Genomic DNA, 26244 nt, shown 5'->3' with positions numbered 1-26244 from the left:
AGAACGTTCCTCCCGAAAGAGTCGGAAGGAACGTCAGTTGTTAAGATACAAGTTTACCTACGTACTACTGTGTCTTTTGGATTTCCTCTAGCTCTGCCATGATCTGATCGTAGATGCCCGGCGTCCACTGTGGGAATTTCTCGTAGACAGGTGCTGCGGCCTGCTGGAAGGCTTTGTTGTCTACTTCGTGGAAGGTAACACCCTCAGCCTTGAGCAGATCAACATATTCTTCTTCTGCTTTGATGGTTTCTGCCAGGTTGTCTTCCATACCGATGTTGAATTCTTCTGCGATGATGGTTTGCTCTTCTTCCGTCAGCTTATCCCACAGCTCTGTGGAGATAGTGACAGCCGAGACACCCAAGAGGTGGTTTGTCAGCGAGTATTCTTTCACGTTTTCGTACTGCTGCGTACCGTAGTAGGTCATGATGGAACCTTCAACACCGTCGATGACGCCCTGCTGGATGGCAGCGTAGGTATCAGGGTAAGGCATGGCAACGGGGTTACCGCCCATGGCTTCGATTGTGTAGGTGTACATCTGGCTCGTGGGCACGCGGATGTTGAGGCCTGTCATGTCGTCAGGTGTGGTGATGGGCTTGTTGGTCATCATGCTTCTGAAGCCGAAGACCCAGTCGAGGGAAAGGACCTTGATGCCGTATTCCTCTTCGATCTGTGCGTTAAGGCCTTTTACGAGGTCCGTCTGCGTCATGGCCAGGTACTCGTCAAAGTTCTTGTAAAGGAAAGGACCGGTGATGGCGTTGTAGTCCGGCACATAGTCGCCGAGGAAGTTGACGCCGTCGACCAGGATCCAGTCGGAACCCTGTACGATCTGCTCCATGCCGTCTTTACCGATGGGCAGAACGCCGCTTGGGAACAGCTGGAGTTCTAAGGAGCCGCCGCTTCTTTCATTAACAGCCTCGACCACTTTTGCAAGTGAGATCGCTGTTTGCTCGTCTTCTACGAATTTCGTACTGATGGTGATGACCTTGGGCTCTACCGCAGCGTCAGCTGCAGGTGCGTCACCTTCTGATGTGCTTTCACTTGTGCCGCAGGCAGCCAGTGACAGGGTCATGACCAAGAGCAACAGGACTGATACGATTCTCTTCATTGTTTTCCTCCCCGGTTGAATATGTACGTTGAATTTCGCCAGGCAACCGTTTTCACGTTGCTGTTATCCTTACTATAATTTTAATGGGGAGGATCAACAACTTGCGATTCTGCTTTTTGGTTGAATATTATGAACTGAGAAAAATATCAGCAAAAAAACGAAGTGTACGGTAGAAAAGCACCCATGTTCAAACCAATATGATTCGAATCACTATTTCGATTTTCAATCTAAAAAGATGCTCAATTTGATATTTTTTCGTTTATAACCGCAAAATATTGAACCTCGCATCTGTTTCCGATATACTAGCTCAAAGAGGTGATGTGATGAAAAAGCGCGATGAGTACCTTTCGAAACTAATCCAGTATCAGGAGAAACCGCTGATCAAAGTGATCACCGGAATCCGCCGTTGTGGGAAGTCAAGCTTGCTATCCTTGTTCGAAAACCATCTACAGGAGAACGGCGTGGCAAAAGATCATATCATTCGCATGAACTTTGAGTCTTTCGCCTTCGATGAAATTACCACATATAGAGAACTTCACGCGTATATTGATTATTTCGCAGTTTGAGCATCACCGGTACGCGCTTCAGCATCATCAGTACGCGCTTCAGCATCACTATATAGAATAGGAACAGTACGCCCATCAGCATCATCAATACGCGTTTGAGCATCACCGGATGTAGAATGAATCGAGAGGATTATCTCACGTTCATGAAGGGAGGCCATCATGGCCAGAAAGATTCCGGTGAAGCTCATTATGGAGCTTCGAGATGCCAACATGTCGCAGAGAGCAATTAGCAAAAGTCGTAAGGTGTCGCAGCACTCTGTTAGTGAGGTTTTCAAACGAGCTGCAGAGATGGATCTGACATTTGAAGAGGTCAGAGATCGAACGGATGACGAAGTTTATCGATTGTTCTATCCTAATAGGCATGTGCACGAATCATTGTATGAGAACCCAGATTATTCTTATGTGCACGGAGAGCTAAAAAAGGTTGGTGTCACTTTAAAGTCCTTATGGCAAGAATACCGTGACTACTGCCGAAATTCCGAAGCAATGGCGATGGGGTACACCAGGTTCTGTGAAGGCTATAATGCATATGTGAAAGCAAATAGTCTGACGAATCATATCGTTCATAAACCTGGTGTTACTTGTGAAGTTGACTGGGCAGGTCCCTCAATAGAACTAATAGACCCGACTACACTGGATGTAGCCAAAGTATTCTTTTTTGTTGCAGTCCTACCCTATAGTCAATACACCTATGTTGAACCATGTTTGGATATGAAACAGGATACATGGATTACCTGCAACGTCAACATGTTCGAATATTTTGGTGGCTCAACGGTCAGGATCGTTTGTGACAACCTAAAAACCGGCGTGATCACCAATCCTAAAGAAGGAGACATAGTACTCAACGAGCAATATGAAGAATTCGGGAATCACTATTATACTGCGATAATGCCAGCAGGCATCAAAAAGCCAAAACACAAGGCTTCTGTTGAAGGTGCCGTTGATAAAAGCGTTAAGAGCTTTATCGGCAAACATCGGAATGATTCATTTAACTCTCTACATGAGATAAGAGCAGCAGTTAACGACCACCTCAAAGACTATAATCAAAAGCCCTTTCAAAAGCGTGAGGGTAGCCGAGACAGCATTTTCTATCAGATGGAACAAGAACAACTAAGGCCCTTGCCCAAGTTTCCATATGAGATTTCGGAATGGTCATACGGACACCTTGTCAACTCAGACTGTCATGTAGCGTTCAAGACAAATCGATACTCTGTCCCTTATAAATATGTCGGTTCCAAGGTAGATATCAAGGCAAATCAGGCGACTGTTGAAATATACCTAAAGAACGAGAGACTCTGGAGTTATCCCAGAACCCCAGACTATATGAAACATCAATGGATTACGTGTCCGGAGCATCTTCCAGACTACTTTACCCAAAATTATCCGGATGAGGAGAGTATTCTAAGCTGGGCTTCATCCATTGGTCCCGCTACAACAGAAGTTATCAATCGAATTTTCAACAGCATGAAAACCAAAAGTCAGGCTTTCAATCCCTCGTTATCCGTGCTTCGTCTGAGTAAAAAATATTCCTGTGAAAGGTTAGAAGCAGCCTGTTCGCTAGCACTTGAAAAAATTCGAGTGCCACGTTATTCACATTTGAAGTCAATACTCGCATCTAATCAGGATCACATCTACATGGCCACAAAGGAGAATCCTCCTTCTAAAAGTGAAGGTACGACGGGTTATGTGCGTGGAGCTCAGTACTATGGTGGTGATCAAAAATGATCAGATCATTGGTATCAGAAGAAACACGCCGCAAACTACGTGAACTGAATCTCTATGAGATGGTTGAAGCCCTTGAGTTTCAGGAGCATAATACTGATTTTACTTCGCTATCCTTCGAAGAACGAATGGGGCTGCTCGTTGATGTTGTTTATGAGAAGAAGCACAATGATAAAGTTAAACGTCTGAAAAAAGGAGCGAAGTTCCGTATTTCCAATGCTTCTACACATAGTATCTACTATGGAAACAATCGGGGACTGGACAAAAATCAAATTCTATCTCTATCCAGTTGTAAATTCCTCTATAGAAATGCTAATGTGGTTTTTCATGGATTTACGGGTTCTGGCAAAACCTATCTAGCTTGCGCACTTGGTAATCAAGCTTGCTCTCTCGGTATAAGAACGAGATATATCAGAATGTCAGACCTAATGATATTAAGGGATGAAGCATCTCTAGAAGCTTTGGGCATACCAAAACTGATCAAGAAAATGGCTCGTTATGAATTGCTGATTATTGATGAGTGGTTATTTGATGATCTCTCAGCTCAGGATCATAGCTTTATCTTTGAGCTAATAGAGCTCAGACACAATGTAGCCTCAACGATATTCTGTACTCAAAGAAAAAAAGGAGAGTGGCATGAATCACTTGGTGGTGGTATTCATGCTGATGCCATCATGGATCGGATTGTCCATAATGCAAATTGGGTATTTGCAGGCACCTTAAACATGAGAGAGTTAATGATGTCCAAGGAGATGCTCACGTAATGGAATGAATGCTGGATATTAGCTCAGAGCTTTGTCAATCGATAACTCCACAAGACTACATTGAAGTTTGGTGGTAGGCTTATCGGTAATGGCGTTATAAAAGATGAGGGCAGTCCTGTCACCTATGGGAAATGATCGGTTCGGCAAGGATCAGTTTGATCCAAGAAAGACCAACATAGCTAGATGATCATAGCTCATACATTGTGTTCAAGTAGCATATAAGAACTATCGATAGGTTGCCCTCTTCTATCCATGCTTTTACTAAGATCCCATAATTAAGCGGGTGATGCTCAAACACCGTATTGCTGATGCTCAAACACCGTACAGATGTTGCTGATCAACCGTACCGGTGATGCTCATAGCGCGAAATATTCAAGTACACTAGGACATCATCGATGCCAATCTGCTCCTCATTCTGGCTATTATAAATATCTACAACTACCTCAACAGGAACCTGTCCATATAAATTTGTTAGGGCTATAATGTACTGCTTTATTAAATCCATTGCATCACTACCTTTATTTATGTAATTTTCTGACTTTTATATTTCTTAAAAACGAGCACCAGAACTACTTCTACAATGATGCTCGTTCTCTTGATGTCCTCTAAATTTCTCTCCCAGCTACAGCCTCAGCCAAAGGTGCAACTAGGTAATCAGGCTTCTTCTCCGAATTATAAACCCATCAACTTATCTCTAAAATTCACGTTCTAAGTAGTCTCCCTAATTACATCTCATCACATGTTAAGCAACTACTCAGGTGAAGAGGTGACTTGATTCTAAGCCTCATAAAAGATTCCCAAAATTTACTTATGTAGATGAAAAGTTCCTTGGGGAGTTGGGGATAGTTGGGACTCGGGTAGAGAATTATCTACTTCTCATATCCATTAGGATTATTTGAATGCCATCTCCAAGCATCTTCAATAATCTTCTCAAGTGAATCAAACTCTGGTTTCCAGCCTAATACGCTCTTTGCTTTTTCAGATGAAGCAATTAATGTTGCCGGATCTCCTGCACGTCTTTCTTTGACTTCAGCTGGAATTGGATGGCCAGTTACTTTTCTTGCAGTCTCGATTACTTGTTTCACTGAGTAGCCATTTCCATTTCCTAGATTAAAGATATCACTATTATTTCCTTCTCTTAAGTACTCAAGTGCTTTATAATGAGCTGAAGAAAGGTCCATAACATGAATATAATCTCTTACACACGTTCCATCTTCAGTCGGATAGTCATCACCAAACATATAAATCTTATCACGTTTTCCAAGTGGTACCTGAAGAGTAAGTGGAATAAGGTGTGTTTCTGGATGATGATCTTCCCCTATTTCTCCTGTCTCATAAGCTCCAGCAGCATTAAAATATCTAAGAGACACATACCTTGTACCATAAGCCTGATCAAACCATTTCATCATCTTTTCCATGGCAAGTTTCGTCTCACCATAAGTATTAGTAGGGCTAGTCTCATCAGACTCCATGATTGGAATGCTCTTTGGCTCTCCGTATGTAGCTGCAGTTGATGAGAATACAATCTTATTAACATTATTCTCTTTCATCACATCAAGAAGACATAGCATCCCAAAGACATTGTTATGATAATATTCATATGGCTTTTCCATGCTCTCTCCAACTAAGGAGTTGGCTGCAAAGTGAATCACTGCTTCTATATTATGGTTCTTGAAAACCTTGTCCAGTTCACCTTTATCTCTAATATCGATTTTATACAGATGATCCACTTCAATAGAAGGCTCATGGCCACTTTGCATATTGTCTACAACGATGATTTCTTCATTCTGTTTTTGAAAATATTTCACCGTATGGCTGCCTATGTAGCCAGCTCCACCAGTTATTAGTATTGGCATATTGGTTGGTCACCTCCCTAAATTTATAGTGATGATTCCAAGATATCAGCTATCCTCTTGCTAGCAAAACCATCTCCATAAGGATTACTCGCTTTACTCATTTTGTCATATTCATCTTGATTTTCTAAAAGTTGTTTGAATGTCTTGTATATAACCTCTTCTTCTGTTCCAACCAATTTAAGTGTTCCAGCAGCAATACCTTCTGGCCTCTCAGTAGTATCTCTCATGACAAGAACAGGTTTACCTAAGCTTGGTGCTTCTTCCTGAATTCCACCACTGTCAGTTAATATAAGATAAGATCTAGATAAGAAGTTATGAAAATCTAATACTTCAAGTGGTTCAATTATTTTTATTCTATCTGTATCACCAAATATTTCTTGAGCCGCTTCTCTTACAACAGGATTCATATGAATTGGGTAGATTGCTTTTATATCAGAAGTTTCATCAATAATCCTTTTAATAGCCCTAAACATATTCCTCATTGGTTCACCAAGATTCTCTCTCCTATGAGCAGTAATCATAATAAGTCTACTATCTGATGCCCACACTAAATGTTCATGGCTGTAATCATCACGTACTGTCGTCTTAAGTGCATCGATTGCAGTATTCCCCGTCACGTGAATAGTTTCAGGATTTTTACCTTCTTTTAAAAGATTTTCTTTTGACATCTCAGTCGGAGCAAAGTTGTAATTTGAAACAATACCAACAGCTTGTCTATTAAACTCTTCTGGATATGGAGAATAGATATTATAAGTTCTCAAGCCTGCTTCTACATGTCCTACCGGAATCTGAAGATAAAAACAAGCCAATGCTGTTACAAATGTAGTAGAAGTGTCTCCATGGACTAAAACCACATCAGGCTTAACTTCTTCAAGAACAGCTTTCATTTTTTCTAGAATATTTATGGTAACATCAAATAGAGTCTGCTTAGCTTTCATAATAGAAAGATCATAATCTGGCACCACATCAAATGCAATTAAGACTTGGTCTAGCATTTCCCTATGCTGACCGGTGGCACAAACAACCGTATTTAGTTTTTCTCTTAACTTTAGTTCTTCTACTAAAGGGCACATCTTTATCGCTTCGGGTCTGGTGCCAAAGACCACCATTACTTTTTTCATTATTATCAAGTCCTTACCTTATTTCTCATTTGAGGCTACTACATCATCTATCCCTGAATACATCTGATCATAATAATTGACATAATCTCCTGAAATTACATTCTCAATCCATTTAGTATTATCTAAATACCATTGAATCGTCTCCTGTATTCCCTGTTCAAAAGTATATGCTGGTTCCCATCCAAGTTCTGTTGTGATCTTAGTATTGTCGATAGCATACCTTCTATCATGCCCCGGCCTATCTTTTACATATTTAATTAAGTCCTCTGACTTACCAAGTGTACCAATAATCAGTCTTACAATCTGAATATTCGCTTTCTCATTGTTCCCTCCAATATTATAAACTTCCCCATTTTTACCTTTATGAAGAACAGTGTCAATTGCAGAGCAATGATCAGAAACGTGAAGCCAGTCTCTTACTTGCATTCCGTCACCGTATACTGGTAGGTCTTTCTCTTTAAGGCAATTGTTGATCATAAGTGGTATTAATTTCTCTGGGAATTGATATGGTCCATAGTTATTGCTACATCTAGTGATGTTCACAGGCATACCAAATGTTTCATTGTATGCTCTAACAATCATATCGGCACTTGCTTTGGACGCTGAGTATGGGCTGTTTGGCATAAGTGGCATTGTCTCAACAAACATACCTGTCTCCCCAAGCGCACCATAAACTTCATCAGTTGAGACTTGAAGGAATTTTACACCTAGCTTATACTCCTTACAGTACTTATCTTTTGGATTCACTTTCCAATATTTCTTAGCTGTATCTAAGAGTACTTGAGTGCCGATAATATTTGTTGTTAAGAACACTTCGGGTTCTTCTATACTTCTATCAACGTGTGATTCTGCAGCGAAGTTTACGACTGAAGTGATAACATTGTTCTTAAAAATTTCTTCAATCTTTTGTCTATCTCTGATATCTACTTTGATGAACTCATAATTAGGATTGTTGTCGATATCTTTTAGATTTTCTAAGTTCCCTGCATATGTAAGGGCATCAATATTAATAATCTTATATTCTGGATGCTTTTTAAGCATTGTCTTAACAAAATTGCTACCAATAAAACCTGCTCCACCTGTTATTAGTATTGTTTTCACTTGAATTCACCTTCTTCCTTTTTATATTATTTTAAAAGTGAAATAATATACTGTCCGTATTCTGTCTTTTCATATTCATGGCCAATGGCTTTAAATTCTTCTTTAGAAATCCAATCATTCTTGTAAGCAATTTCCTCTATACATGCAACATAAAGCCCTGTTCGATTTTGAATTGTTCTAACAAAATCTGAAGCATTAGCTAATCCGTCATACGTTCCTGTATCTAACCACGCAAAACCACGTCCTAATAATGACACATTAAGTCTGCCTTCATCAAGATACTCTTTGTTTAAATCTGTTATTTCTAATTCACCTCTTGCAGATGGCTTTAAGTCTTTAGCTCTTTGTACAACTGAATTGTCGTAGTAATAGAGTCCTGGAATTGCATAATTTGATTTTGGATTCTCTGGTTTTTCTTCTAAGGACAATATTTTCCCATCATCATCAATTTCTACTACTCCAAATTCTTTTGGATTATTCACATAATAACCAAATATTGTTGCTCCTGATTTATTATTTGATGCTTTCTCCAATTTGGGAACGAAACCTTGACCATAAAATACGTTATCTCCCAAAATCAAACATACATTATCGTCACCAATAAATTCTTCTCCAACTATAAACGCATCTGATAGTCCCCTTGGTTTTTCTTGAACTTTATATTGAAATTTCATACCTAGCTTACTTCCATCTCCAAGTAAACTCTTATAAAGATCTATATACTCCGGATTAGAAATAATTAATACTTCCTTAATCCTAGATAACATTAAAACCGACAATGGGTAGTAAATCATTGGCTTGTCGTAGATTGGTAGTAATTGTTTACTAATACCTTTTGTAATTGGATATAATCTAGAACCACTACCCCCTGCCAAAATAATTCCTTTCATTGAATAACCTCCCATTATTACAATAGTAAAGTGATTTAAGTAAAAAAATTCATTCGTTTAAATTGTTTTCTTAACTTCTTACACTTCTTATCAAATTAAAAGCCTCTACATATTTTTTACCTACAACTGTTCCCCATCTAGCAGCAATAATTTCTAGTGCTTCTGATGATCTTGGATGAGGATAGTCTCTTATCTCTGTCTTGTAACATTTCATAGCATCCAATTTATATTGAAGTGTTTTTGTCACATCTTCAAATACATTAGGTATGAAATTGTTGTCTCCTTTAGCAAAGCCCCATTCAGTAGATGAAGGTGTTTCAAATGTATAAATATCTTTTACAGAGTACTCCCCTACTGGTCTACATGCTGTTAAAACTGCTTCATAAGTAATTCTATGGTCAATATTTCTATCTCCATTATGATGTGTATATACAACGTCAGGCTTATATTCACCAATGTATTTTTCAACTATCTTTATCACATCAAGTAAATCAACTGAATCGAAACGGTTATCAGGTAATGATTCAAAATGGATTTCTTTAAATCCAATTACTTTAGAAGCTTTTATTGCATCTTCATGCAAGTCATTTACAATATCAATACTCGTTTCTTCTCTTCTATTTCCGCGAGATGTAAATCCCTCACCCAAAATAATACAGTAAGCTTCATCTCCATTATTAACTTTTTTACGGATAGTTCCACCTAATCCAAGCAACTCATCATCAGGGTGAGCTGCTACTACTAGTATTTTATTCATCTTGTTCCTCCGCAATAGTGACATCGGCAACAATTTCTTGTCCATTAAACTTTGCTCTAGAAAATTCTAACTTGTATTTACCATATTTAATATACGCTTTTGGATATCCCTCTCCATCGAGCATTCTAATCATGTCATAGAAACTATTGATGTTTTCAACAGCACTAGATACTTCACTTTGTTCTGGTTTTCTTCTCTCAAAAAAAACAATTTCGCCATCTTGTTTAGACGGGTTCATATTATTGGTGATAATTTCAGGAATCATATTATTGAAAATAATTTTTGATGCTCTTACAAAAATCTCATCTGCATTACCGTTTAAATTAAGATCTTTTTTAAAGTAAATATCTCCAGCATCAATTTCTCTAGTAACACTTATTGCAGAAATTTTGGTGTTTTCGATACCACGCACAATCAGATTCTGTAATGGACTACCACCACGACCAAAAGGAAGATCAGTCATATGAAAAACAATACACTTATAATTCTCATGAATTTGTTTAGGAATAATCCATGACCAATGAGGAAAAAAAATGAAATCAGGATTAAAAGACTCTACAGTTTCAAAATTGAATCTTTTACGCTGTGTAATAATCTCTACTTCATGTTCCTTATGGTTTTTTTGAAATGCTATTGCATTGGAAATATTCCATGATTTTATTGTAACTATTAATACTCTCATATTACTCTATCATCGACCAACTAAGTGGCGTTCCCCTTTCAATATCTTTCAAGGCTTTTTTACCTAACACTTCATCAAAGTACTTTGGCTCAAGACCATAGCCTGGTCTAATAACTCTAACGTTTTTCTCAGTAATCAAATCACCCTCTTTTATATTCTCTACAACAAATATAGATCTACGGAATATTAAACTCTCTTTTTCTTTCTCAGATAGTTCATAAGATACTTTGCCAATAGCTCTTTCTGCAGCACGTACATCTTCAACCATTTGTTTAAACTCTTGAGGTTCCATAGAGAATGATGAATCTGGGTTTTCAATTTGTCTGCTAATCGTGAAATGTTTCTCAATTATTTTTGCGCCCATGGCCACAGAAGTCACAGCCGCAATAGATCCTAAAGAGTGGTCAGATAAACCAGAAACTACATTAAAAGTATCTGATAAGTGCTTTATAGTCCTTAAATTCATGTCCTCAGGAATTGCTGGATATGCGCTTGAACATTTTAGTAAACACAGTTGATTGTTACCTTGACTTTTAACAGCTTTTACAGCATCTTCAATTTCACCTAGAGTTGCATTCCCGGTCGACATGATAATGGGTTTTTGTTTCGATGCAATATATTTGATTAATGGAATATCAACAACTTCAAAGGATGCAATTTTATAAAACTTAACACCTAAATCTTCAAGAAAATCAACTGCAGTTTTGTCAAAAGGAGTTGATAAAAAATCAATGCCTATCTTATCAGCTTCTTCTTTCAACCCAGCTTGCCATTCCCATGGTGTATATGCTTTTTGATATAATTTATACAATGTGTCTCCAGTCCAAGTTCCCTTGCTAATTTTAAACCAATCTTTGTCTGAATCAATAGTCATTGTGTCTGGTGTATAAGTCTGAATTTTGATGCAATCTGCTCCTGATTTTTTTGCTGCATGTACAATCTTGATTGCATTTTCTAAGCTACCCGCATGATTCCCAGACATTTCTGCTATCATATAAACTGGTGCCGATTCTCCAATTTGTCTACCATTTACTATAAAACTCATTCTATTTCCCCTTTCTCAATTTTAATATAGTATTTTACTCCGTCTAATAAAAAATAAGCTGGATACCGTTCATTATCAACTACTCTCAACAAATTGAATTGCTCTTTAATTGTCTTATTGATATCTAGTTGACTATCTTTAGGTCTTCTTCTTGGATAATAAGTTGCGTCACCTTCTTGTTTCATTCCAAGTATATCAGGATAAAGCTTAACGAATTTCATTACAAGTTTAATGGTATACTCTCCTTGTAAATCCTTAATTTCAGGTAAAAGTTCATGACCTTCTAACACTATTTCATCTTGAAGATAAATATCTCCTGAATCCACTTTTGAATCTGCTTCAAAAAGAGTTATAGGAATATTATTCTTACCTTCTAATACTTGCCATGTTACTGGACTCCAACCTTTTCCTTTTGGCAATCGACTTTCATGAACCACCAGATTTTGAGTGTGTAAGGTTAAAATGTTTTGTGGAACAATCCTTTCACATCCCAAGAAAAAAGCTAAATCTCCTCTTTCAATATCCTCATGTCGATGAACTATTCTTGACTCATGTTGAGATTCATCTAATAACTCTTTTAGTTTTATAATATACGGAATAATCCAGCTATTTATATTGTCACATATTAGTGTGATTTTCATAATCCACCTCTCTGAAAGAAACTATTTTCAATCTTTATATAAAGTTACCTGACAGCTGATCAACAATTCTTTTTGATCCTAATCCATCCACTAAATTATCAAAAGCTTCATTAAATCTCAATCTATATTTATAATCACAAGTTCTAGTAAACTCTTCAAATAGACTATTAGTCCAATTAGATTCATTTATATCCACATGCCTAATGGAAGGATTATGCTTTTTTAGCCCGGTCAAATTATTGATCTGATTATCAGCAATCTTTATAGGGATAAATGGAGTCTTAGTTGCCAACAGCTCATATATTGTCTGTCCACCAGCAGTTATTGCAAAATCTGCATGAATCATTAAGTTTTTTATATCTTCTGCTCCTAAATTATATTGTAAAGTTGTATTCTTATTTGCAACATCCTCAATAGCATGAATATTAGTAAAAGTTGATCCTACAACAATATCAAAAAAAATATTCATATTGGAATTACATATTTCTTGGATGATTGTAGGTGTGATGTTTTTCATATCGGATCCGCCCATTATGACTAACACTCTTTGAGGTTTTACTCTAATATTATCTTTCTTAGAATTTATAAAAGGCGCTCTAAGAATAATATAATCTGGACCCAATAAATATTCTTTATCTTTGCTTTCATTATAACGAATAGAATCCGTACTTAATGATGGATTTACCACAATCCCTTTAGGATACTCAATCCTGTTCATGTCATCAATATACAATGCATTCTTTGAATTATTTACAATCACACTGTATAATTTCTCATCTGCTAAATATGAGTCAACAATACAGTAATCTTCAATTGAAATTTGACTTTTGAGATATTCTTTATTGAACCAATTACAATTAACTGTATTATAATTTTCTAAAAATTTAATGCTGCTAATATCACCATTTATATGAATATTGACCTCATATCCTCTAGATTCAATCTCATCATATAAAGAGCAGCATCTTGTAATATGACCTAATCCTACCTTACTACCACCTTCTGTAAATATTTTGAATTTCATCTTTATCAATCCTATTTATTTGATTTTTTTCTGCTCAATGTGAGCATTTATTTCATAAAGTTCTGGCATCTTCTCAAATATTTTAACGATATCATCTAAGTAAAAATCATGTACTCCATGATATAAACGCTCATATACTTCTGAGATAAGTTCAAAATCTTCATCTGTATCTAATGTCCATCTATACTTCGAGTAATCTACACTATTCTTATAATAGAATGCTTGATCAGTGTTTTCATAAATAAAAGGTGTTACATGCTCTCTCTGGTATTTCTCTTCTGCATGATTAAAAGCATTTTCCAAAACATTAAATGAAAACACTTCTGTATCAAGGCCTCTTGGATATGTTCGATTAGATGAATCTGAACCTGCATTAGAAACAATATCTTTTTTGCTTTTTAAATAATACTCTATGATCTCATCTAATACTATCGGATCAATAAGTGGACAATCTGATGTTATGCGAACAACAACGTCAAGATTATTTTCCTTTGCAGCATAGTAGTATCTTGATAAAACGTCATCCTCACTTCCTCTAAAGGCTTTTACGCCACATCTTAAAGCCTGAGATTCTATCACTGTATCTCTTTCATGAGTTGTTGTTGCGATTATGATTTCATCAATTAATTTAGATTGTCTAACTCTTTCTATCACATGTTCTAAAACTGTTTTCCCTTGAAGGTTTTTCATCACCTTTTCGGGTAGTCTGGTTGAGCCCATTCTTGCTTGAATTATTGCACCTATTTTCATATGTTTACCTACTTTCGGTAATAATTTATTACTTTTTTTACTGCTGCCACAACATCATTCACATCTTCATTAGACATGCTTGGGAATAGCGGCAAAGTGATCATATTTTCATATAGTTCTTCTGCGTTAGGACAAATTCCTTTTGCATAGCCTAATTCTCTGTAATAAGGATGAAGGTATAGCGGAAGGTAATGAACATTTACACCAATATTCTCCGCTTGTAAAGCTTCAAAGATTTCTTTCCGAGCTACAGTTAATAACTCAGGCTTAACTTTAATCACATAAATGTGCCAACCAGAATTAGAAAACTCCGCCTCAAATGGCGTCACAATTTCTTTTAGGGCCTTAAATGCATCATTATATTGTTTAACAATTTCCCTTCTGCGAGTGATAAAACCATCAATTTTATCCATTTGACTTGTTCCAAGTGCACTTTGAACATCAGTCAACCTGTAATTGTAACCAAGATGTTGTTGCTCGTAATACCAAGGACCATGATTTTCGTTTAAGAGTTCTTGATCTCTTGTGATGCCATGTGTTCTAAAAATCATCATCTTCTTGTATAAATCTTCACTATTTGTAGTTACAATTCCACCTTCAGCAGTTGTAATAGGTTTTACCGGGTGAAAACTGAATTCAACCATATCCGCTTGACTACCAACTTTTCTTCCCTTATACTCGCTACCTAATGCATGGGCAGCATCTTCTATGATAATTAAACCGTGTTTATCTGCAATTTCTTTAATTCTGTCCATATCAACAGATTGGCCCGAAAAATCTACTGGAATAATTGCCTTAGTCTTATCCGTAATTTTCTCTTCAATTTTATCTGGATCAATGTTATAAGTCACTGGATCAATATCTGCAAAAACAGGAGTTCCACCACAGTAAAGAACAGCATTGGCTGAAGCAGCAAACGTCATGGGACTGACTATAACTTCATCACCATCTTTTATTCCAGCAGCGAAGCAAGCGATATGAAGAGCAGCTGTCCCATTTGAAACTGCAACAGCATACTTAGCCCCTACATAGTTAGCCACTTTTTCTTCAAACTCTTTAACAAACGGACCAGTTGTTAAGTAATCACCTCTCAGTACATCAACAACAGCTTGAATATCTGAATCATCTACAGTTTGTTTACCATATGACAAATAGTTGTCTCTTATCGGTTTGCCGCCTAATATAGCAAGTTTATCCACAGTTATTCCTCCCAACTACAGTCCCAGTTCTTCAATCTTCTTTTTTAAGATCTCTACATCTAGCCAATCTGTGTTTGTTCCCGAGTTATACTCCCATCCTTCTTCAATTAAAGTGCCACCTTCTTTAAAGTAATGATCCTTTGACCACCAAATGTAATTTGGATAAATGATATAATGATCTCCATAGTCATATGTGCCTCTAGAGTCATCACTAGTAATCATGACTTCATGAAGTTTTTCACCCTCTCGAATCCCAACTACATTTATCTTTCCACCAGGATTCATAGCCTCAGCAATATCAGTAATTTTGTACGACGGATTCTTAAATACATATGTTTCTCCACCTTTAGATTCTTCTAGTGCTTTCACAACTAAGTCAACTGCATCATCGAGAGTCATCCAGAATCTTGTCATTCTCGTATCAGTTATTGGAAGTTCTGTAGCGCCATTGTTTAGTAGTTCTCTAAAGAATGGTATTACTGATCCTCTACTTCCAGAAACATTTCCATATCTCACAACAGAAAATACTGTTCCTTCATCTCCTCGATACGAATTTGCTGAAACAAATAATTTATCTGAAACCAACTTTGTACCGCCATAAAGATTTATGGGATTAACTGCTTTATCTGTTGATAGAGCGACTACTTTCTTTACTCCGCAATCTAGAGCTGCATCTACAATATTCTGAGCTCCATGAATATTTGTTTTAATGGCTTCAAAAGGGTTGTATTCACAAGCTGGAACTTGTTTCATTGCTGCAGCGTGAATAACATAATCCACTCCTTTGAAAGCACGATACATTCTGTCTTTATCTCTTACATCACCAATGAAGAATCTTAACTTCGAAATCTTTTCTGGAAACTTAAGCATAAAATCTTTCTTCATAATATCTTGTTTAAACTCATCTCTAGAATAAATTATAATTTTTTTTGGATTGAATTTCTTTAAAGCCATTTCTGTGAATTGTTTCCCAAATGAACCTGTTCCACCAGTTATTAGAACTACTTTATTATTCACTATTTTATCCTCCTAGTCTTCATAAATCATGAAAATTTCATTTTCAAGCGTCTTTACTTTATAATTGTATTTTTTTTCATAAACATAGTTTAATTTATCAAACATTTCATTGAAATCTTTTTCATTGATATCACCGAATTTATGCTTATCATAGCTTTTCCAATCCAGTCTGTCCACCGACTTTTTATCAAAAAAGCAAAATTCACTTTTATCTTTCACCTCTTCATTTTTGAAAATACTACATATAGTTTTACAAGCTAATGTTCGTAATTTTCGATATAAATACTTTATGCCATCTATTAGGCGAACACTTCTCAATTTTCTGGAAATAAATATATACTTGTTATATTTTGCTGACCCTATCATAACAGTCTCTATCTCTTGAATTATTTTTTCTATACTTTCGTCTTCCACACTGAAGGAAATATTGGCCTCTGCACTTTGCTTGAACACCTTGTAAGTATCATGAAATAGCGATTCATCATTATATATAACATTCTTTATATACTCAATAACTTCATTTTTATTTCTTAAGTTTATAGACAATTTTTTAGTAAGTGGTTGGTCGTATTTTTCATTCATTATCGGTCTGTATGATATACATGGTTTTGTTAAAAACAAACTCTCAATTGCACTAGTGCAATTATTTTGTATTACTACAGTAGAACTTTTTATCCATTCAGTTAGTGACCCTTCATATACTACCTTTATATTTTTGCCTTTTGATTCAATTATTTTCCAATTCTCTATACTTTCCGATGGATGCGGTCTAACAATAATATTAAACTCAGGAAATTCACTACTTAGATACTCAACTAGTATTATAAACTCATTAAATACTCTATCCAAATATCTAAAATGCTCATTCAGCTCATCCACTTCTTTTTCATTATTAATGAGTTTTTGATCTTTCAAATTTCTGTATATCTTCGAGTATCTACTTTCGAAGGAATTGCTCGATCCATAAAAGTTAGCTATTGTGAAATTTGAAACAACTAGAATATATTTACCATAATTATTTTTTATTGCTAAAGTCTGGTCTTCATCCAGTTTTTGAAATCTTTCATTTAATAAATTTATTCTTGGATTTCCTGTTATTACCACCTTATCTCCATATTCAGGAAATTGTTTTTTAACAATCTCGTGTTGCTCTTTACCATAGCACAGAAATTTTGTAATTAACTCAAGGTTCTTATGGTAAATTCTTCTCAAATACCTCTTCTCATTAATATAAAGTAACCCCTCTTCATCTAGAGTAAATATCTTATGTCCTTTCTCATAAATACGTTTTATTCTACTGTAATTTGCTTCAAATAAATTATTTGTAAACCATATTCCTTTTGGTAGTATAGATTCATAACCATTTTTAGACCATTTTAAAATTATTACGCCATAGCCTTTTTCAACTAACTTATATGCTAGTAATGATTTAGATTGCATTTCCCTTGCTTTAGTTTCTATGGGAAGTATCACCCATTTCCTTTTCATTTCACTCTTCCTTTCCCTTACACATTGCCTAATCCTACTGGTTAATCTAAATTTTTATTTTTCCTTTTAAGAAATAACTTAGATTTTTTGCAAAATACAAACCAGCAACAATTAACGCCATTAATCTAGGTAAGAACATGTCCTCGAAAACAATAAAAATAACTGTTGATAAGGTTATATATATTATTGATTTTAGGTGGAACTTAAATCCATACAGCTTATGATTAATGACTTTACTCGTTACTATATAGTGGTATACAAACAATAAAAAGAACGATATCGCTGTAGTAATTGCAGCAGCGGGGTATCCATATATTGGTATAAGTAGCAAATTTAACGCTATATTCACTACTGATGATAAGGCAGTTCCTAAAGATACTAGGCCAGTCCTTTTATAAAATATTTCGACTCTTATTTCTTCCACATACATAAATTGAAAAAAGTATGCCATAAATATCCAAGGTGCTAAATGAATCCCCTCTAAATAGCTTGGGCTTGCAATAATCTTAATGATTTCAGGGCTTAAAAATAAAGCTGAAATATAAAGAAGTGCAAATGCATCCCTATAATACCCTGACTTCACCTTAATGTTGTCGTAAGAACCTTCCTTTAATTTCTCGTATATCCAAGGGGCCATTGCACCCGCAAAGGATGTTCTTATAACAGCAACAATCATACTAATATTATAAGTAAAGCTATAAATTCCTGTTGCACCTTCTCCAACATACCTTTGGATTATTATTCTATCAAAATGGTTGTTAATAATTAAAGATAGCTCATGAATAATAAGTGGCGAAGAAATAATAAGTGCATATTTCCAATACTTATAGTTCACAAATGTTTTTCCTTTAGCTAATAATTGAATCAAAAACACTACTCCTAAAATTAAGACTGAAAAAAAAGAACCCAAAATTTTCCCATAATATGGCTGTTTGTTAAAAACATAAATAATTAAATAAATCGATAGTCCAACACCTATGAGTGCACTTACGATTGTAGCAATAGATTTAATCTTGTATTTATATTCTGCAACAAATTTACCAACAGCTAAATCATTCACACTAGCGAAAAAAGCATGTACTATGGCCAAAACCAACAATAAAGGTGGTAATCCAATTATATTACTCAATTGATTTTTAAATAGGTATGCTAATCCTATAAATAATAAAAATAAACACAAAGAAAAAAACGCAATACTTGAAGCATATTCATCGTATTTTCCTTCAAGTTCTGTCTCATGCCTGGCTCTAGTAATACTTGATTTGACATTTAAGCTTATAAATATCGCTAATATACTCACCCAGGCCGTATATACCGACGCTAAACCATATTCTGCTGGTGTTAATAGCCTTGTAAATATTGGAATGGTTATAAACGCCAATCCTTTTGTGAAAAAGTTAGTTAGAGTATACCAAATTCCAGATTGTACAATTTTATTTGAAAAAAAATCTTTTACTTTCATTTAATTAACCTTCTTCTCAGCTGAAATTTAAGAATGCGGAATCTTAGTTTTTCTAAATATTAAAAAACTCATTGATTTTCGTAGTAACATAGCTAACCTCTTGAGATTTTATTCCATAATACATAGGTAATCTTAACAACCTCTCGCTTTCACTAGTTGTATATCTATCTTCACCATTAAACTCTCCATATTTCAAACCGCACTCAGAACTGTGAAGAGGTATATAATGGAACACTGCACTAATTCCATTATCTTTTAAGTAAGTAATTAATTCCGTTCGTTCTTTTAAATCTTTGCACTTAATATAAAACATATGAGCATTATGCTCACAATGTTTGGGTATTACGGGTAGCTCTATAAAACCCTTTTGCTCTAAATCCTTTAAGCCTTCATAATATAAATTCCATGTCTTCAATCGATCGTTATTAATCATTTCAGCCTCTTCAAGTTGAGCATACAAATAAGCTGCATTCAACTCACTAGGTAAGTATGAGCTTCCAATATCAACCCATGAATATTTATCTATTTGACCTCTGAAGAATTTACTACGATTAGTTCCTTTTTCGCGTATTATTTCTGCTCTTTCGATATAATCTTCATTTTTAATCAAAAGAGCTCCGCCTTCTCCCATAGTATAATTTTTCGTTTCATGGAAGCTATATACACCGAAATCACCAATACTTCCTAATGCTTTCGCTTTGTATGTTGACATTACACCTTGTGCAGCATCCTCAATAACATAAAGATTATATTTTTTTGCAATATCCATAATCTTGTCCATTTCACATCCTACTCCTGCGTAGTGCACTGGTAAGATGGCTTTTGTTCTAGATGTAATTGCTTTCTCTATTAAATTTTCATCAATATTCATTGTATCTGGTCTTATATCTACAAATACAATTTTAGCTCCTCTTAACACAAATGCATTTACTGTTGAAACAAAAGTAAAGGAAGGTGCTATCACTTCATCACCTGGTTTAATCTCAGCTAATATTGCGGCTATTTCCAGAGCATGAGTACATGAGGTAGTTAACAACGTTTTTCTTATTCTAAATTTTTCTTCGAACCATAAATTGCATTTTTTCGTAAATGACCCGTCGCCACAAAGTTTTCGATTCTTGATTATTACTTCCTGTATATACTCCTGTTCTTTCCCAATATAAGGTGGAATGTTAAATGGCAATTTTTTCATAATTTATTATCTCCCTTCATTTCTTTTTTGGATCATTAAATCTCTTATATCCTTTAGCCCTTCTTCTAGTGTCCATTTAGATGTCCACCCTAATTCCTCTTTTGTCTTTTGGCCATCCATCAAAAAAATGGTTTTGTCTTCTCTTATGTTCTTAACAAATTCTAGGTTTCCTTCATTGTTGAAAACTAAATTAATTATTTTAGCAAGTTCATAATGAGATGTATTAACTCCTGTTCCAATATTAAATATGCCTAGAGTTTTTTCTCTACTTAATGCATGTAAAATGGCATCTGCGACATCTTTAACATAGATGTACTCTCTTTTTCCAGCACCTTCTCCATAGACATTTAAGATTTCTTTGTTAAATGCTTGTTTAATGAAATTCATCAGCATAAAACCCGTACGTTCACCATACCCCACAACTTGAGCTACTCTAAGGCATTTTATATTCATTGATTTAGTTCTATTATAATATTCTGCAATATTTTCCATAGAAGCCTTTGAAATGCCATAAAAAGACAGCGGCATAACATAATCATTTTCTTTCCAAGGAGTTCTATTAATATCAGAATAAACGGCTATTGAAGAAAGGCATACAATATTGCTTATTTTATTTTGTTTGCATGCCTCAAAGAGACTTTGTGATATGCCTATATTATCTAGGTATGGTTTAAATCCCAAGCTTCCTGATCGCGCTGCTGCCAAATGAATTAACGCATCATACCCATTTAACTTATCTAGAAGATCCAACTCAGAATAATCTGTGTAAACATATTTAAAGTCATTCATTCCAATAGCTACATTTTTACACACCTTATCTCTTCCCAATACTGTTACATTCATTTTCTTACCAATAGTTTCTAAGACCCATTTACCTATAAAACCTGTACCACCAGTTATAGCTATCTTCATCGGCGACTTACCCTCCATTAACGAGAAAAATAATATACCCAATTTTTTCCATATAGCCATTCATTGCTTTAACTTTTTCGCCTATCTCATAATACTGTACAAGGTCTAATACATCCCTAATATTATAATCCGACTCATCGACAATACTGTTTGGTTCTTTACAAATAAATTCTAACGTAAGTTCCTTCTGTATGTCATTAAAGCTCAGTAAATTGGGGTCTATTCTGTTTTCTATTAAATGATTTATGGTAATATCCAGTAAATCAACACCTGTGCCCTCTTTAATCAATCTCCACATATGACAACCATCTAATCTTGGAGTTACTTCAATTAACTTCGGTTGATTATTTTGTACTTTAATCTGGAAATAGGCCGGTCCGTTATTGATATTCAATTTTTTGGTAACAGACTTAATCATCTCATTCACTAATTTCTCTGAATTTTTGTTTATAACCTTTGATGGTATAATGTGCTTATGTATAATACCACCTTCAAATTGAGGCCAACTAATACGATCACTGATTAAAGAAAAAACAATCTCACCATCAATCATATAAACATTGGCAGAAATTTCAGGACCTTCTATGAACTCTTCTATGATAATTTTTTTTGACCTAGAGTGGGATAAAGCAACTTCAAAATGATAGTCAAACTCCTCCTTGGAATTAATGAGTTTAATCCCTCGTTGCCCTTGACTATCCACAGGCTTCATTATGAATGGGTATTCTAATTGTATTTTACATGATTTTGATTCAACTTCCTGAAACTTTACATTATATTCTTCATCTCCAATAAAACTTCTTAATTCTTGTTTTGTATTGCAAAGTTTTGAAGTTTCTGTTGATATGAAATGCGGTAATTCAAGTTTTTCGCTTACATATGAGGCCGTAGGCATCGCAACATCAGAACCCGTAGAATAAACTATGTCAATATCATTGATTTTCACATACTCAAGAACAGCATCAACGTCAGTAATATTAATTAATGCAAATTGATCCCCAAACTCTCTTCCTCTTCCATCAGGCGTATAACTACAAGTATGAACCTCATAACCTTTTTTTTTGCAAAGTTTGATTGGGTCAACTTGAGCGTTTCCAATTCCTAAGATTAATATTTTTTTCATATGTTTAATCACCTTCCTGATAATAGCTGCTTTAATTTTTTAATCTTTTTGTATACAGAATAAGAAACTCTTATAGCAAAGTTACGTCGATAAACTGGATAATTTATACCTGCAAAAGTTGAGTTCTTAACAGTATCTATAATCGCTTTTGACTGCTTATCAAACGAATAATATTCATCAACAAATTCTTTGCATTTTATCGAATACTGACTTAATACACATGGATTCATAATTACTTCTTCTAAAAGTTCTTCCAGTTTTTTTCTTTGCTTTAGTTCGTGCCCTGCAATTTTAAAATAATAACCGTTACCAGCATCGCCTTCTGTAGTTTCAAAAAGCCAATTAGCATTTTTATTGTATTCTGCAATATTTTCAAACATATCAATAACAATCGATGGCAAACCTACTTGCGCCATTTTTTTAACAGTTAGTCCCATTGCAATACCTAGATCATATTCAGTAAATAGCTTAGGCAAATTCTCAGGTTTTACCCCTCCAATAAAGTTGACGTCAATATTATTGCTAAAAACACTGTTTCTAATATAGGCATCATGTTGTGGGTTTCCGTATCCAACTATATCGAATTTAATTTTAACCCCTTTATTCTTTTCAGCCACCATCTCTAACGTTCTATAGATATCAATAATTGCTTCATTTTTCCATGCATCAAATCGTCCCACCCATAATACTGATAAAGGATTTTTCTTATTATCATACTGCCATGAGTCAACCTGATTGTAGGAGTCTATAGGTAATGCTTCAACTTTTGGTGGGTTTATGTCTATATCATAATACCAACTATTAAATACTGTTACAGATCTAGTGCTATAAAAATCAGCCCCATTATTGTTCAAATCCTCTAGCAATCTTTTCTGATACATATACTTTGAGTTGATAATTCTTTCTTTTATAAACCAATCATTTTTTTTTATTCTTAAAGTCGTGCACCAACTCTGAGTATGCGCCCATAGATGCATTAATTTAAAGTTTTTTTTGTCCCCAAAAACAGCCATAGCAAATTGCAAAGCATCAAAATAGGGAGTTATAACGTGGTACTCCTGACTTTTTTCTAATTGGTTTTGAATGTTCTGCTTTTCAATTTTCAGTTCTCTTTTTGAAAAAAACTCTATTAGCTTGGGTTCTACTTTCCTATCTAAAAAAAAGATATTATCAAATTCTAGAAGATATTTTTTGTATATGTTCTGAGTTTTGTAACATGTAAAATAGACCTTATTATCTTTCTTAACAAGATACTTAGCTAATTCTATTAACAAAGTCTCTACTCCACCGAGTGTTGTATTTGAGTCTACTAATATATAATTCATCAACTTTCTCCCTATCACAGATTTGTTAAAATCCCTAACAACCTTAAAAATAGTTAATAAATCCGTTTTAATTAAGTTAATTCTATGTTCTTTCGCATTTGTCTTGTTGATTCAGCAATACTGAAAATATATGCCAAGATTATTGCAGATTCAACACCAATATGAACTGGTGCAGCTAAACCCGCAATACACAAAGAAATGAAACAAAGTGTTCCCGTAGTGTTCATTAATTTAAAGTTTTTAATTGTTGCCGATAATAAGACCCCTAAAAAATATATAGTGCCTAATAACCCCGAAGTAAGTAATAGAACTATATACATAGAATCTCCTATAAACAAATCTACATTTGAAAATCCTAACCCAATAATGAAATTTTCTTTTATCACATCATATGTTTCAGAAAGTATTCCTGCTGTAGAGTCATATCTTGTAGAAAAAACACTAGTTGGTTCAAACAAGAACTTCATATGCCATGACGCATGAGTCATATAATTTTCTAACACGCTCGCTACAATGAAAAAAACGGCTCCAAGTATCAAGGGATAATAAATAATTCTTTTATTTTTAATTTTAAAGAAACCTATAAATGACAATAAATAGAATGCTATCAAAATTAATGGTATTCCAACTATTACTGTTTTAGATAATGCCATTAAGCCTAAGCTAATCACTCCGAATATTTTTAAGCGTATATATTTAACTTTCTTCTTTTCAGCAAAAAATCCTAAATAAATTGAAAAGCAAAGAAAAGAAAAAATACCTAATAATACCGGTGTTCCAAATGTACCGTAAGCTCTGTTAAAGTAGCCTAGATTCAGAACATATGATAGTGGTGTTAAGGAAGGTTTAAAGTACAAATCATAAAACAACACTATACTTTTGGGATACAATAATTGGATTATCGAAACAATAATATTTACACTTAAAATTGAAGTTAGAATTTTATCCAAAATAACATCTGGATCCTCATTCATTAAAAATTGTAATAAATGTACTAAAATGATCCAGCGAAAGTAAGCGAATAGCGCGAACAAATTAACCCCTACTGGGTATTTTAAGACTCCAAACAAGGTGGCTATAATGACTAAAAACAGATATAACCATAAATGCTGTCTATAATGTCTTGTCCTGTATATTGAAAATATTTTTCTGTTTTTAAGAATGATAATCAAAAACAATAAGGGAAACGCCAATATGTCAAAGCTAATTATGTTATTTGCAATTTTAAAATGGGGCGAAACCAAAGAGAAAACAACAAATAAAATTATCCCTTGTTTGTAATTTCTAAATGTAAAAAGTACAAATATTGTAAGTAAAATAATGTGTATTATATTTCCGAGCATTTTGCCACCTACTTATTCTTCAATATATTCGAGCTATTACGATATACCTTGAAGTATTCATCCTTCATTATTTTTGAAGAAAATTCAACAGCTTTCTTTTTCGCATTTTGACCTATTTTTTTTCTCAACTCATTATTTTCAATTAGATCAAGAATTGCTTGAGCTATCTTATTTTCATCTATATCTACTAATAGTGCTGTTTGGTTATCCTCAACCATATCTGGAATCCCACCTACTTTAGTTGCAACAATAGGTACTCCACTAGCCATAGCTTCAATTAAAGTAATTGGCATTCCTTCCCATAAAGATGGGAGAACAAAGATATCAGCTTGATTGTAAAATTTGTAAACCTCAGACTGAACACCGGCAAAGATAACGCTTTTTTCCAAATCTAGTTCTTTAACCTTGCTAAATATTTCATTCTCTAAATCTCCAGTTCCAACTAAAGTCAAAACTGCATTTGGCTCTCTATCATGTACTATTTTAAAACTTTCAATTAAGCCAATATGATTTTTTTGTTTTTCAAATCGTCCTATGTGCAGAATGTTTATTGAATTGTTTTTCGCTGTATATTCAATTTTAGGTAAACATTTTTCTAAATTCAAACCGTTATAAATCATAGGAATTCTATCTTTAGGCAATTTATATTCTTCCATAATTGTTTTCTTGATAATTGGGCTTATAGCTATGGGAGTAACTCTAAAGAATTTATAGAAAACACTATTAATTTTTCTCTGAATTTTACTTAGCTCTTTTTCTGCAATATTATGAACTGTATGAACTCTAACTGGCACTCTCGAGAGAATTGCAGCTGGAATCACATATTGCATAGCATATCGATGTGTATGAACCACCTCAGGTTTATATGAAGTAAAAAGCTTATACAAACGAAAAATCATCCTTATGTCAAAACCTTTTTCTTTATTAAGATACAGGATTGGTATCTTTTTCTCCTCTAAACGTTCAGTTATGGCAGATTTTTGATTATACAAACTAACAACACAAACATCATTATTGTCATCTGCTAGAGCAATACTTAAATTTTCTAACATAATTTCAGCTCCAGCGAGAGGCAAGTTAGGTGTTATTTGCATAATTTTTAACTTCTTTATCATTTTTTTACCCCCAAAAAAAAGGTGAGATTATCATATTCACTTAT

At 34.6% G+C, this 26244-nt stretch carries 24 protein-coding genes; 3 read left to right on the top strand and 21 right to left on the bottom strand.

The features are described 5' to 3' along the window. Positions 1 to 64: 64 nt before the first annotated feature. A complete protein-coding gene (locus ACULM0_RS11330) occupies positions 65 to 1105 on the bottom strand; it encodes a C4-dicarboxylate TRAP transporter substrate-binding protein (RefSeq protein WP_463677641.1) in 1041 nt (346 codons plus the stop codon). 323 nt (positions 1106 to 1428) lie between these two features. Between ACULM0_RS11330 and ACULM0_RS11325 the strand changes: the two genes are divergently transcribed. The 3 genes from ACULM0_RS11325 (at position 1429) to ACULM0_RS11315 (ending at position 4157) form a co-directional block, all read left to right on the top strand. Next, positions 1429 to 1671: an AAA family ATPase gene (locus ACULM0_RS11325; RefSeq protein ID WP_463677640.1), complete on the top strand. Its 243-nt coding sequence runs from the start codon at positions 1429 to 1431 to the stop codon at positions 1669 to 1671. Between the two features lie 159 nt (positions 1672 to 1830). Next, complete coding sequence (istA, locus tag ACULM0_RS11320) at positions 1831 to 3396, top strand: IS21 family transposase (protein ID WP_463677639.1); 1566 nt, start codon at positions 1831 to 1833, stop codon at positions 3394 to 3396. Then, positions 3393 to 4157, top strand: a complete 765-nt coding sequence (locus ACULM0_RS11315; protein ID WP_463677638.1) for an ATP-binding protein — start codon at positions 3393 to 3395, stop codon at positions 4155 to 4157. The genes istA and ACULM0_RS11315 overlap by 4 nt, the downstream gene beginning before the upstream one ends. Positions 4158 to 5026: 869 nt before the next feature. Here ACULM0_RS11315 and galE read toward each other — a convergent pair. From galE to ACULM0_RS11215, 20 genes are all read right to left on the bottom strand, one after another. After that, positions 5027 to 6013, bottom strand: a complete 987-nt coding sequence (gene galE, locus ACULM0_RS11310; protein WP_463677637.1) for a UDP-glucose 4-epimerase GalE — start codon at positions 6011 to 6013, stop codon at positions 5027 to 5029. 23 nt (positions 6014 to 6036) lie between these two features. Beyond that, entirely contained in the window at positions 6037 to 7134 is a 1098-nt protein-coding gene (gene wecB, locus ACULM0_RS11305) for a non-hydrolyzing UDP-N-acetylglucosamine 2-epimerase (protein WP_463677636.1), read from the bottom strand. Positions 7135 to 7152: 18 nt separating this feature from the next. Next, complete coding sequence (gene rfbB / locus ACULM0_RS11300) at positions 7153 to 8235, bottom strand: dTDP-glucose 4,6-dehydratase (protein WP_463677635.1); 1083 nt, start codon at positions 8233 to 8235, stop codon at positions 7153 to 7155. Between the two features lie 26 nt (positions 8236 to 8261). Beyond that, a complete protein-coding gene (gene rfbA, locus ACULM0_RS11295; RefSeq protein ID WP_463677634.1) occupies positions 8262 to 9125 on the bottom strand; it encodes a glucose-1-phosphate thymidylyltransferase RfbA in 864 nt (287 codons plus the stop codon). A 70-nt stretch (positions 9126 to 9195) separates the two neighbouring features. Next, positions 9196 to 9882, bottom strand: coding sequence for a PIG-L deacetylase family protein (locus ACULM0_RS11290; RefSeq protein ID WP_463677633.1), 687 nt, complete (start codon positions 9880 to 9882; stop codon positions 9196 to 9198). Next, a complete protein-coding gene (locus tag ACULM0_RS11285; protein WP_463677632.1) occupies positions 9875 to 10564 on the bottom strand; it encodes a formyl transferase in 690 nt (229 codons plus the stop codon). Before ACULM0_RS11285 ends, ACULM0_RS11290 begins: the two co-directional genes overlap by 8 nt. A gap of 1 nt (position 10565) precedes the next feature. Next, positions 10566 to 11609, bottom strand: coding sequence for a pseudaminic acid synthase (gene pseI, locus ACULM0_RS11280; protein ID WP_463677631.1), 1044 nt, complete (start codon positions 11607 to 11609; stop codon positions 10566 to 10568). Then, complete coding sequence (locus tag ACULM0_RS11275) at positions 11606 to 12250, bottom strand: formyltransferase family protein (RefSeq protein ID WP_463677630.1); 645 nt, start codon at positions 12248 to 12250, stop codon at positions 11606 to 11608. The genes pseI and ACULM0_RS11275 overlap by 4 nt, the downstream gene beginning before the upstream one ends. Before the next feature lie 34 nt (positions 12251 to 12284). Continuing rightward, a complete protein-coding gene (locus ACULM0_RS11270; RefSeq protein ID WP_463677629.1) occupies positions 12285 to 13274 on the bottom strand; it encodes a PseG/SpsG family protein in 990 nt (329 codons plus the stop codon). 15 nt (positions 13275 to 13289) lie between these two features. Continuing rightward, entirely contained in the window at positions 13290 to 14024 is a 735-nt protein-coding gene (locus ACULM0_RS11265) for a cytidylyltransferase domain-containing protein (RefSeq protein ID WP_463677628.1), read from the bottom strand. Positions 14025 to 14032: 8 nt separating this feature from the next. Continuing rightward, the gene (gene pseC, locus ACULM0_RS11260; protein ID WP_463677627.1) at positions 14033 to 15223 is read right to left on the bottom strand and encodes a UDP-4-amino-4,6-dideoxy-N-acetyl-beta-L-altrosamine transaminase; all 1191 of its coding nucleotides are present in this window, start codon (positions 15221 to 15223) and stop codon (positions 14033 to 14035) included. Between the two features lie 15 nt (positions 15224 to 15238). Beyond that, entirely contained in the window at positions 15239 to 16243 is a 1005-nt protein-coding gene (pseB, locus tag ACULM0_RS11255) for a UDP-N-acetylglucosamine 4,6-dehydratase (inverting) (protein ID WP_463679883.1), read from the bottom strand. Between the two features lie 9 nt (positions 16244 to 16252). Further along, on the bottom strand, positions 16253 to 17728 hold the full coding sequence (locus tag ACULM0_RS11250; RefSeq protein ID WP_463677626.1) for a surface carbohydrate biosynthesis protein: 1476 nt from the start codon (positions 17726 to 17728) through the stop codon (positions 16253 to 16255). Between the two features lie 46 nt (positions 17729 to 17774). Continuing rightward, complete coding sequence (locus ACULM0_RS11245) at positions 17775 to 19190, bottom strand: lipopolysaccharide biosynthesis protein (RefSeq protein ID WP_463677625.1); 1416 nt, start codon at positions 19188 to 19190, stop codon at positions 17775 to 17777. A gap of 52 nt (positions 19191 to 19242) precedes the next feature. Then, the gene (rffA, locus tag ACULM0_RS11240; RefSeq protein ID WP_463677624.1) at positions 19243 to 20382 is read right to left on the bottom strand and encodes a dTDP-4-amino-4,6-dideoxygalactose transaminase; all 1140 of its coding nucleotides are present in this window, start codon (positions 20380 to 20382) and stop codon (positions 19243 to 19245) included. Positions 20383 to 20388: 6 nt separating this feature from the next. Then, positions 20389 to 21294 carry an NAD-dependent epimerase/dehydratase family protein gene (locus tag ACULM0_RS11235; RefSeq protein WP_463677623.1) on the bottom strand — a complete coding sequence of 302 codons (906 nt, stop codon included), beginning with the start codon at positions 21292 to 21294 and terminating at the stop codon, positions 20389 to 20391. Positions 21295 to 21301: 7 nt separating this feature from the next. Further along, positions 21302 to 22417, bottom strand: a complete 1116-nt coding sequence (locus ACULM0_RS11230; RefSeq protein ID WP_463677622.1) for an ATP-grasp domain-containing protein — start codon at positions 22415 to 22417, stop codon at positions 21302 to 21304. Positions 22418 to 22425: 8 nt separating this feature from the next. Beyond that, the gene (locus tag ACULM0_RS11225) at positions 22426 to 23742 is read right to left on the bottom strand and encodes a glycosyltransferase family protein (RefSeq protein WP_463677621.1); all 1317 of its coding nucleotides are present in this window, start codon (positions 23740 to 23742) and stop codon (positions 22426 to 22428) included. Between the two features lie 71 nt (positions 23743 to 23813). Continuing rightward, on the bottom strand, positions 23814 to 25085 hold the full coding sequence (locus tag ACULM0_RS11220) for a hypothetical protein (RefSeq protein ID WP_463677620.1): 1272 nt from the start codon (positions 25083 to 25085) through the stop codon (positions 23814 to 23816). 8 nt (positions 25086 to 25093) lie between these two features. After that, positions 25094 to 26200, bottom strand: coding sequence for a glycosyltransferase (locus ACULM0_RS11215; protein ID WP_463677619.1), 1107 nt, complete (start codon positions 26198 to 26200; stop codon positions 25094 to 25096). Positions 26201 to 26244 lie beyond the last annotated feature (44 nt).

Source organism: Halotolerantifilum yawarlongkerapense (genome assembly GCF_054506745.1).
Note: the sequence above shows the minus strand (reverse complement) of the source record. Positions and strands in the feature narration are given on the sequence as shown.

What these genes read in the sequence shown, in the direction of transcription:
- ACULM0_RS11330 (WP_463677641.1), bottom strand. Translation starts at nt 1,105, where the DNA reads ATGAAGAGAATCGTATCAGTCCTGTTGCTCTTGGTCATGACCCTGTCA.
- ACULM0_RS11325 (WP_463677640.1), top strand. Translation starts at nt 1,429, where the DNA reads ATGAAAAAGCGCGATGAGTACCTTTCGAAACTAATCCAGTATCAGGAG.
- istA (WP_463677639.1), top strand. Translation starts at nt 1,831, where the DNA reads ATGGCCAGAAAGATTCCGGTGAAGCTCATTATGGAGCTTCGAGATGCC.
- ACULM0_RS11315 (WP_463677638.1), top strand. Translation starts at nt 3,393, where the DNA reads ATGATCAGATCATTGGTATCAGAAGAAACACGCCGCAAACTACGTGAA.
- galE (WP_463677637.1), bottom strand. Translation starts at nt 6,013, where the DNA reads ATGCCAATACTAATAACTGGTGGAGCTGGCTACATAGGCAGCCATACG.
- wecB (WP_463677636.1), bottom strand. Translation starts at nt 7,134, where the DNA reads ATGAAAAAAGTAATGGTGGTCTTTGGCACCAGACCCGAAGCGATAAAG.
- rfbA (WP_463677634.1), bottom strand. Translation starts at nt 9,125, where the DNA reads ATGAAAGGAATTATTTTGGCAGGGGGTAGTGGTTCTAGATTATATCCA.
- ACULM0_RS11290 (WP_463677633.1), bottom strand. Translation starts at nt 9,882, where the DNA reads ATGAATAAAATACTAGTAGTAGCAGCTCACCCTGATGATGAGTTGCTT.
- ACULM0_RS11285 (WP_463677632.1), bottom strand. Translation starts at nt 10,564, where the DNA reads ATGAGAGTATTAATAGTTACAATAAAATCATGGAATATTTCCAATGCA.
- pseI (WP_463677631.1), bottom strand. Translation starts at nt 11,609, where the DNA reads ATGAGTTTTATAGTAAATGGTAGACAAATTGGAGAATCGGCACCAGTT.
- ACULM0_RS11275 (WP_463677630.1), bottom strand. Translation starts at nt 12,250, where the DNA reads ATGAAAATCACACTAATATGTGACAATATAAATAGCTGGATTATTCCG.
- ACULM0_RS11270 (WP_463677629.1), bottom strand. Translation starts at nt 13,274, where the DNA reads ATGAAATTCAAAATATTTACAGAAGGTGGTAGTAAGGTAGGATTAGGT.
- ACULM0_RS11265 (WP_463677628.1), bottom strand. Translation starts at nt 14,024, where the DNA reads ATGAAAATAGGTGCAATAATTCAAGCAAGAATGGGCTCAACCAGACTA.
- ACULM0_RS11250 (WP_463677626.1), bottom strand. Translation starts at nt 17,728, where the DNA reads ATGAAAAGGAAATGGGTGATACTTCCCATAGAAACTAAAGCAAGGGAA.
- ACULM0_RS11245 (WP_463677625.1), bottom strand. Translation starts at nt 19,190, where the DNA reads ATGAAAGTAAAAGATTTTTTTTCAAATAAAATTGTACAATCTGGAATT.
- rffA (WP_463677624.1), bottom strand. Translation starts at nt 20,382, where the DNA reads ATGAAAAAATTGCCATTTAACATTCCACCTTATATTGGGAAAGAACAG.
- ACULM0_RS11235 (WP_463677623.1), bottom strand. Translation starts at nt 21,294, where the DNA reads ATGAAGATAGCTATAACTGGTGGTACAGGTTTTATAGGTAAATGGGTC.
- ACULM0_RS11230 (WP_463677622.1), bottom strand. Translation starts at nt 22,417, where the DNA reads ATGAAAAAAATATTAATCTTAGGAATTGGAAACGCTCAAGTTGACCCA.
- ACULM0_RS11225 (WP_463677621.1), bottom strand. Translation starts at nt 23,742, where the DNA reads ATGAATTATATATTAGTAGACTCAAATACAACACTCGGTGGAGTAGAG.
- ACULM0_RS11220 (WP_463677620.1), bottom strand. Translation starts at nt 25,085, where the DNA reads ATGCTCGGAAATATAATACACATTATTTTACTTACAATATTTGTACTT.
- ACULM0_RS11215 (WP_463677619.1), bottom strand. Translation starts at nt 26,200, where the DNA reads ATGATAAAGAAGTTAAAAATTATGCAAATAACACCTAACTTGCCTCTC.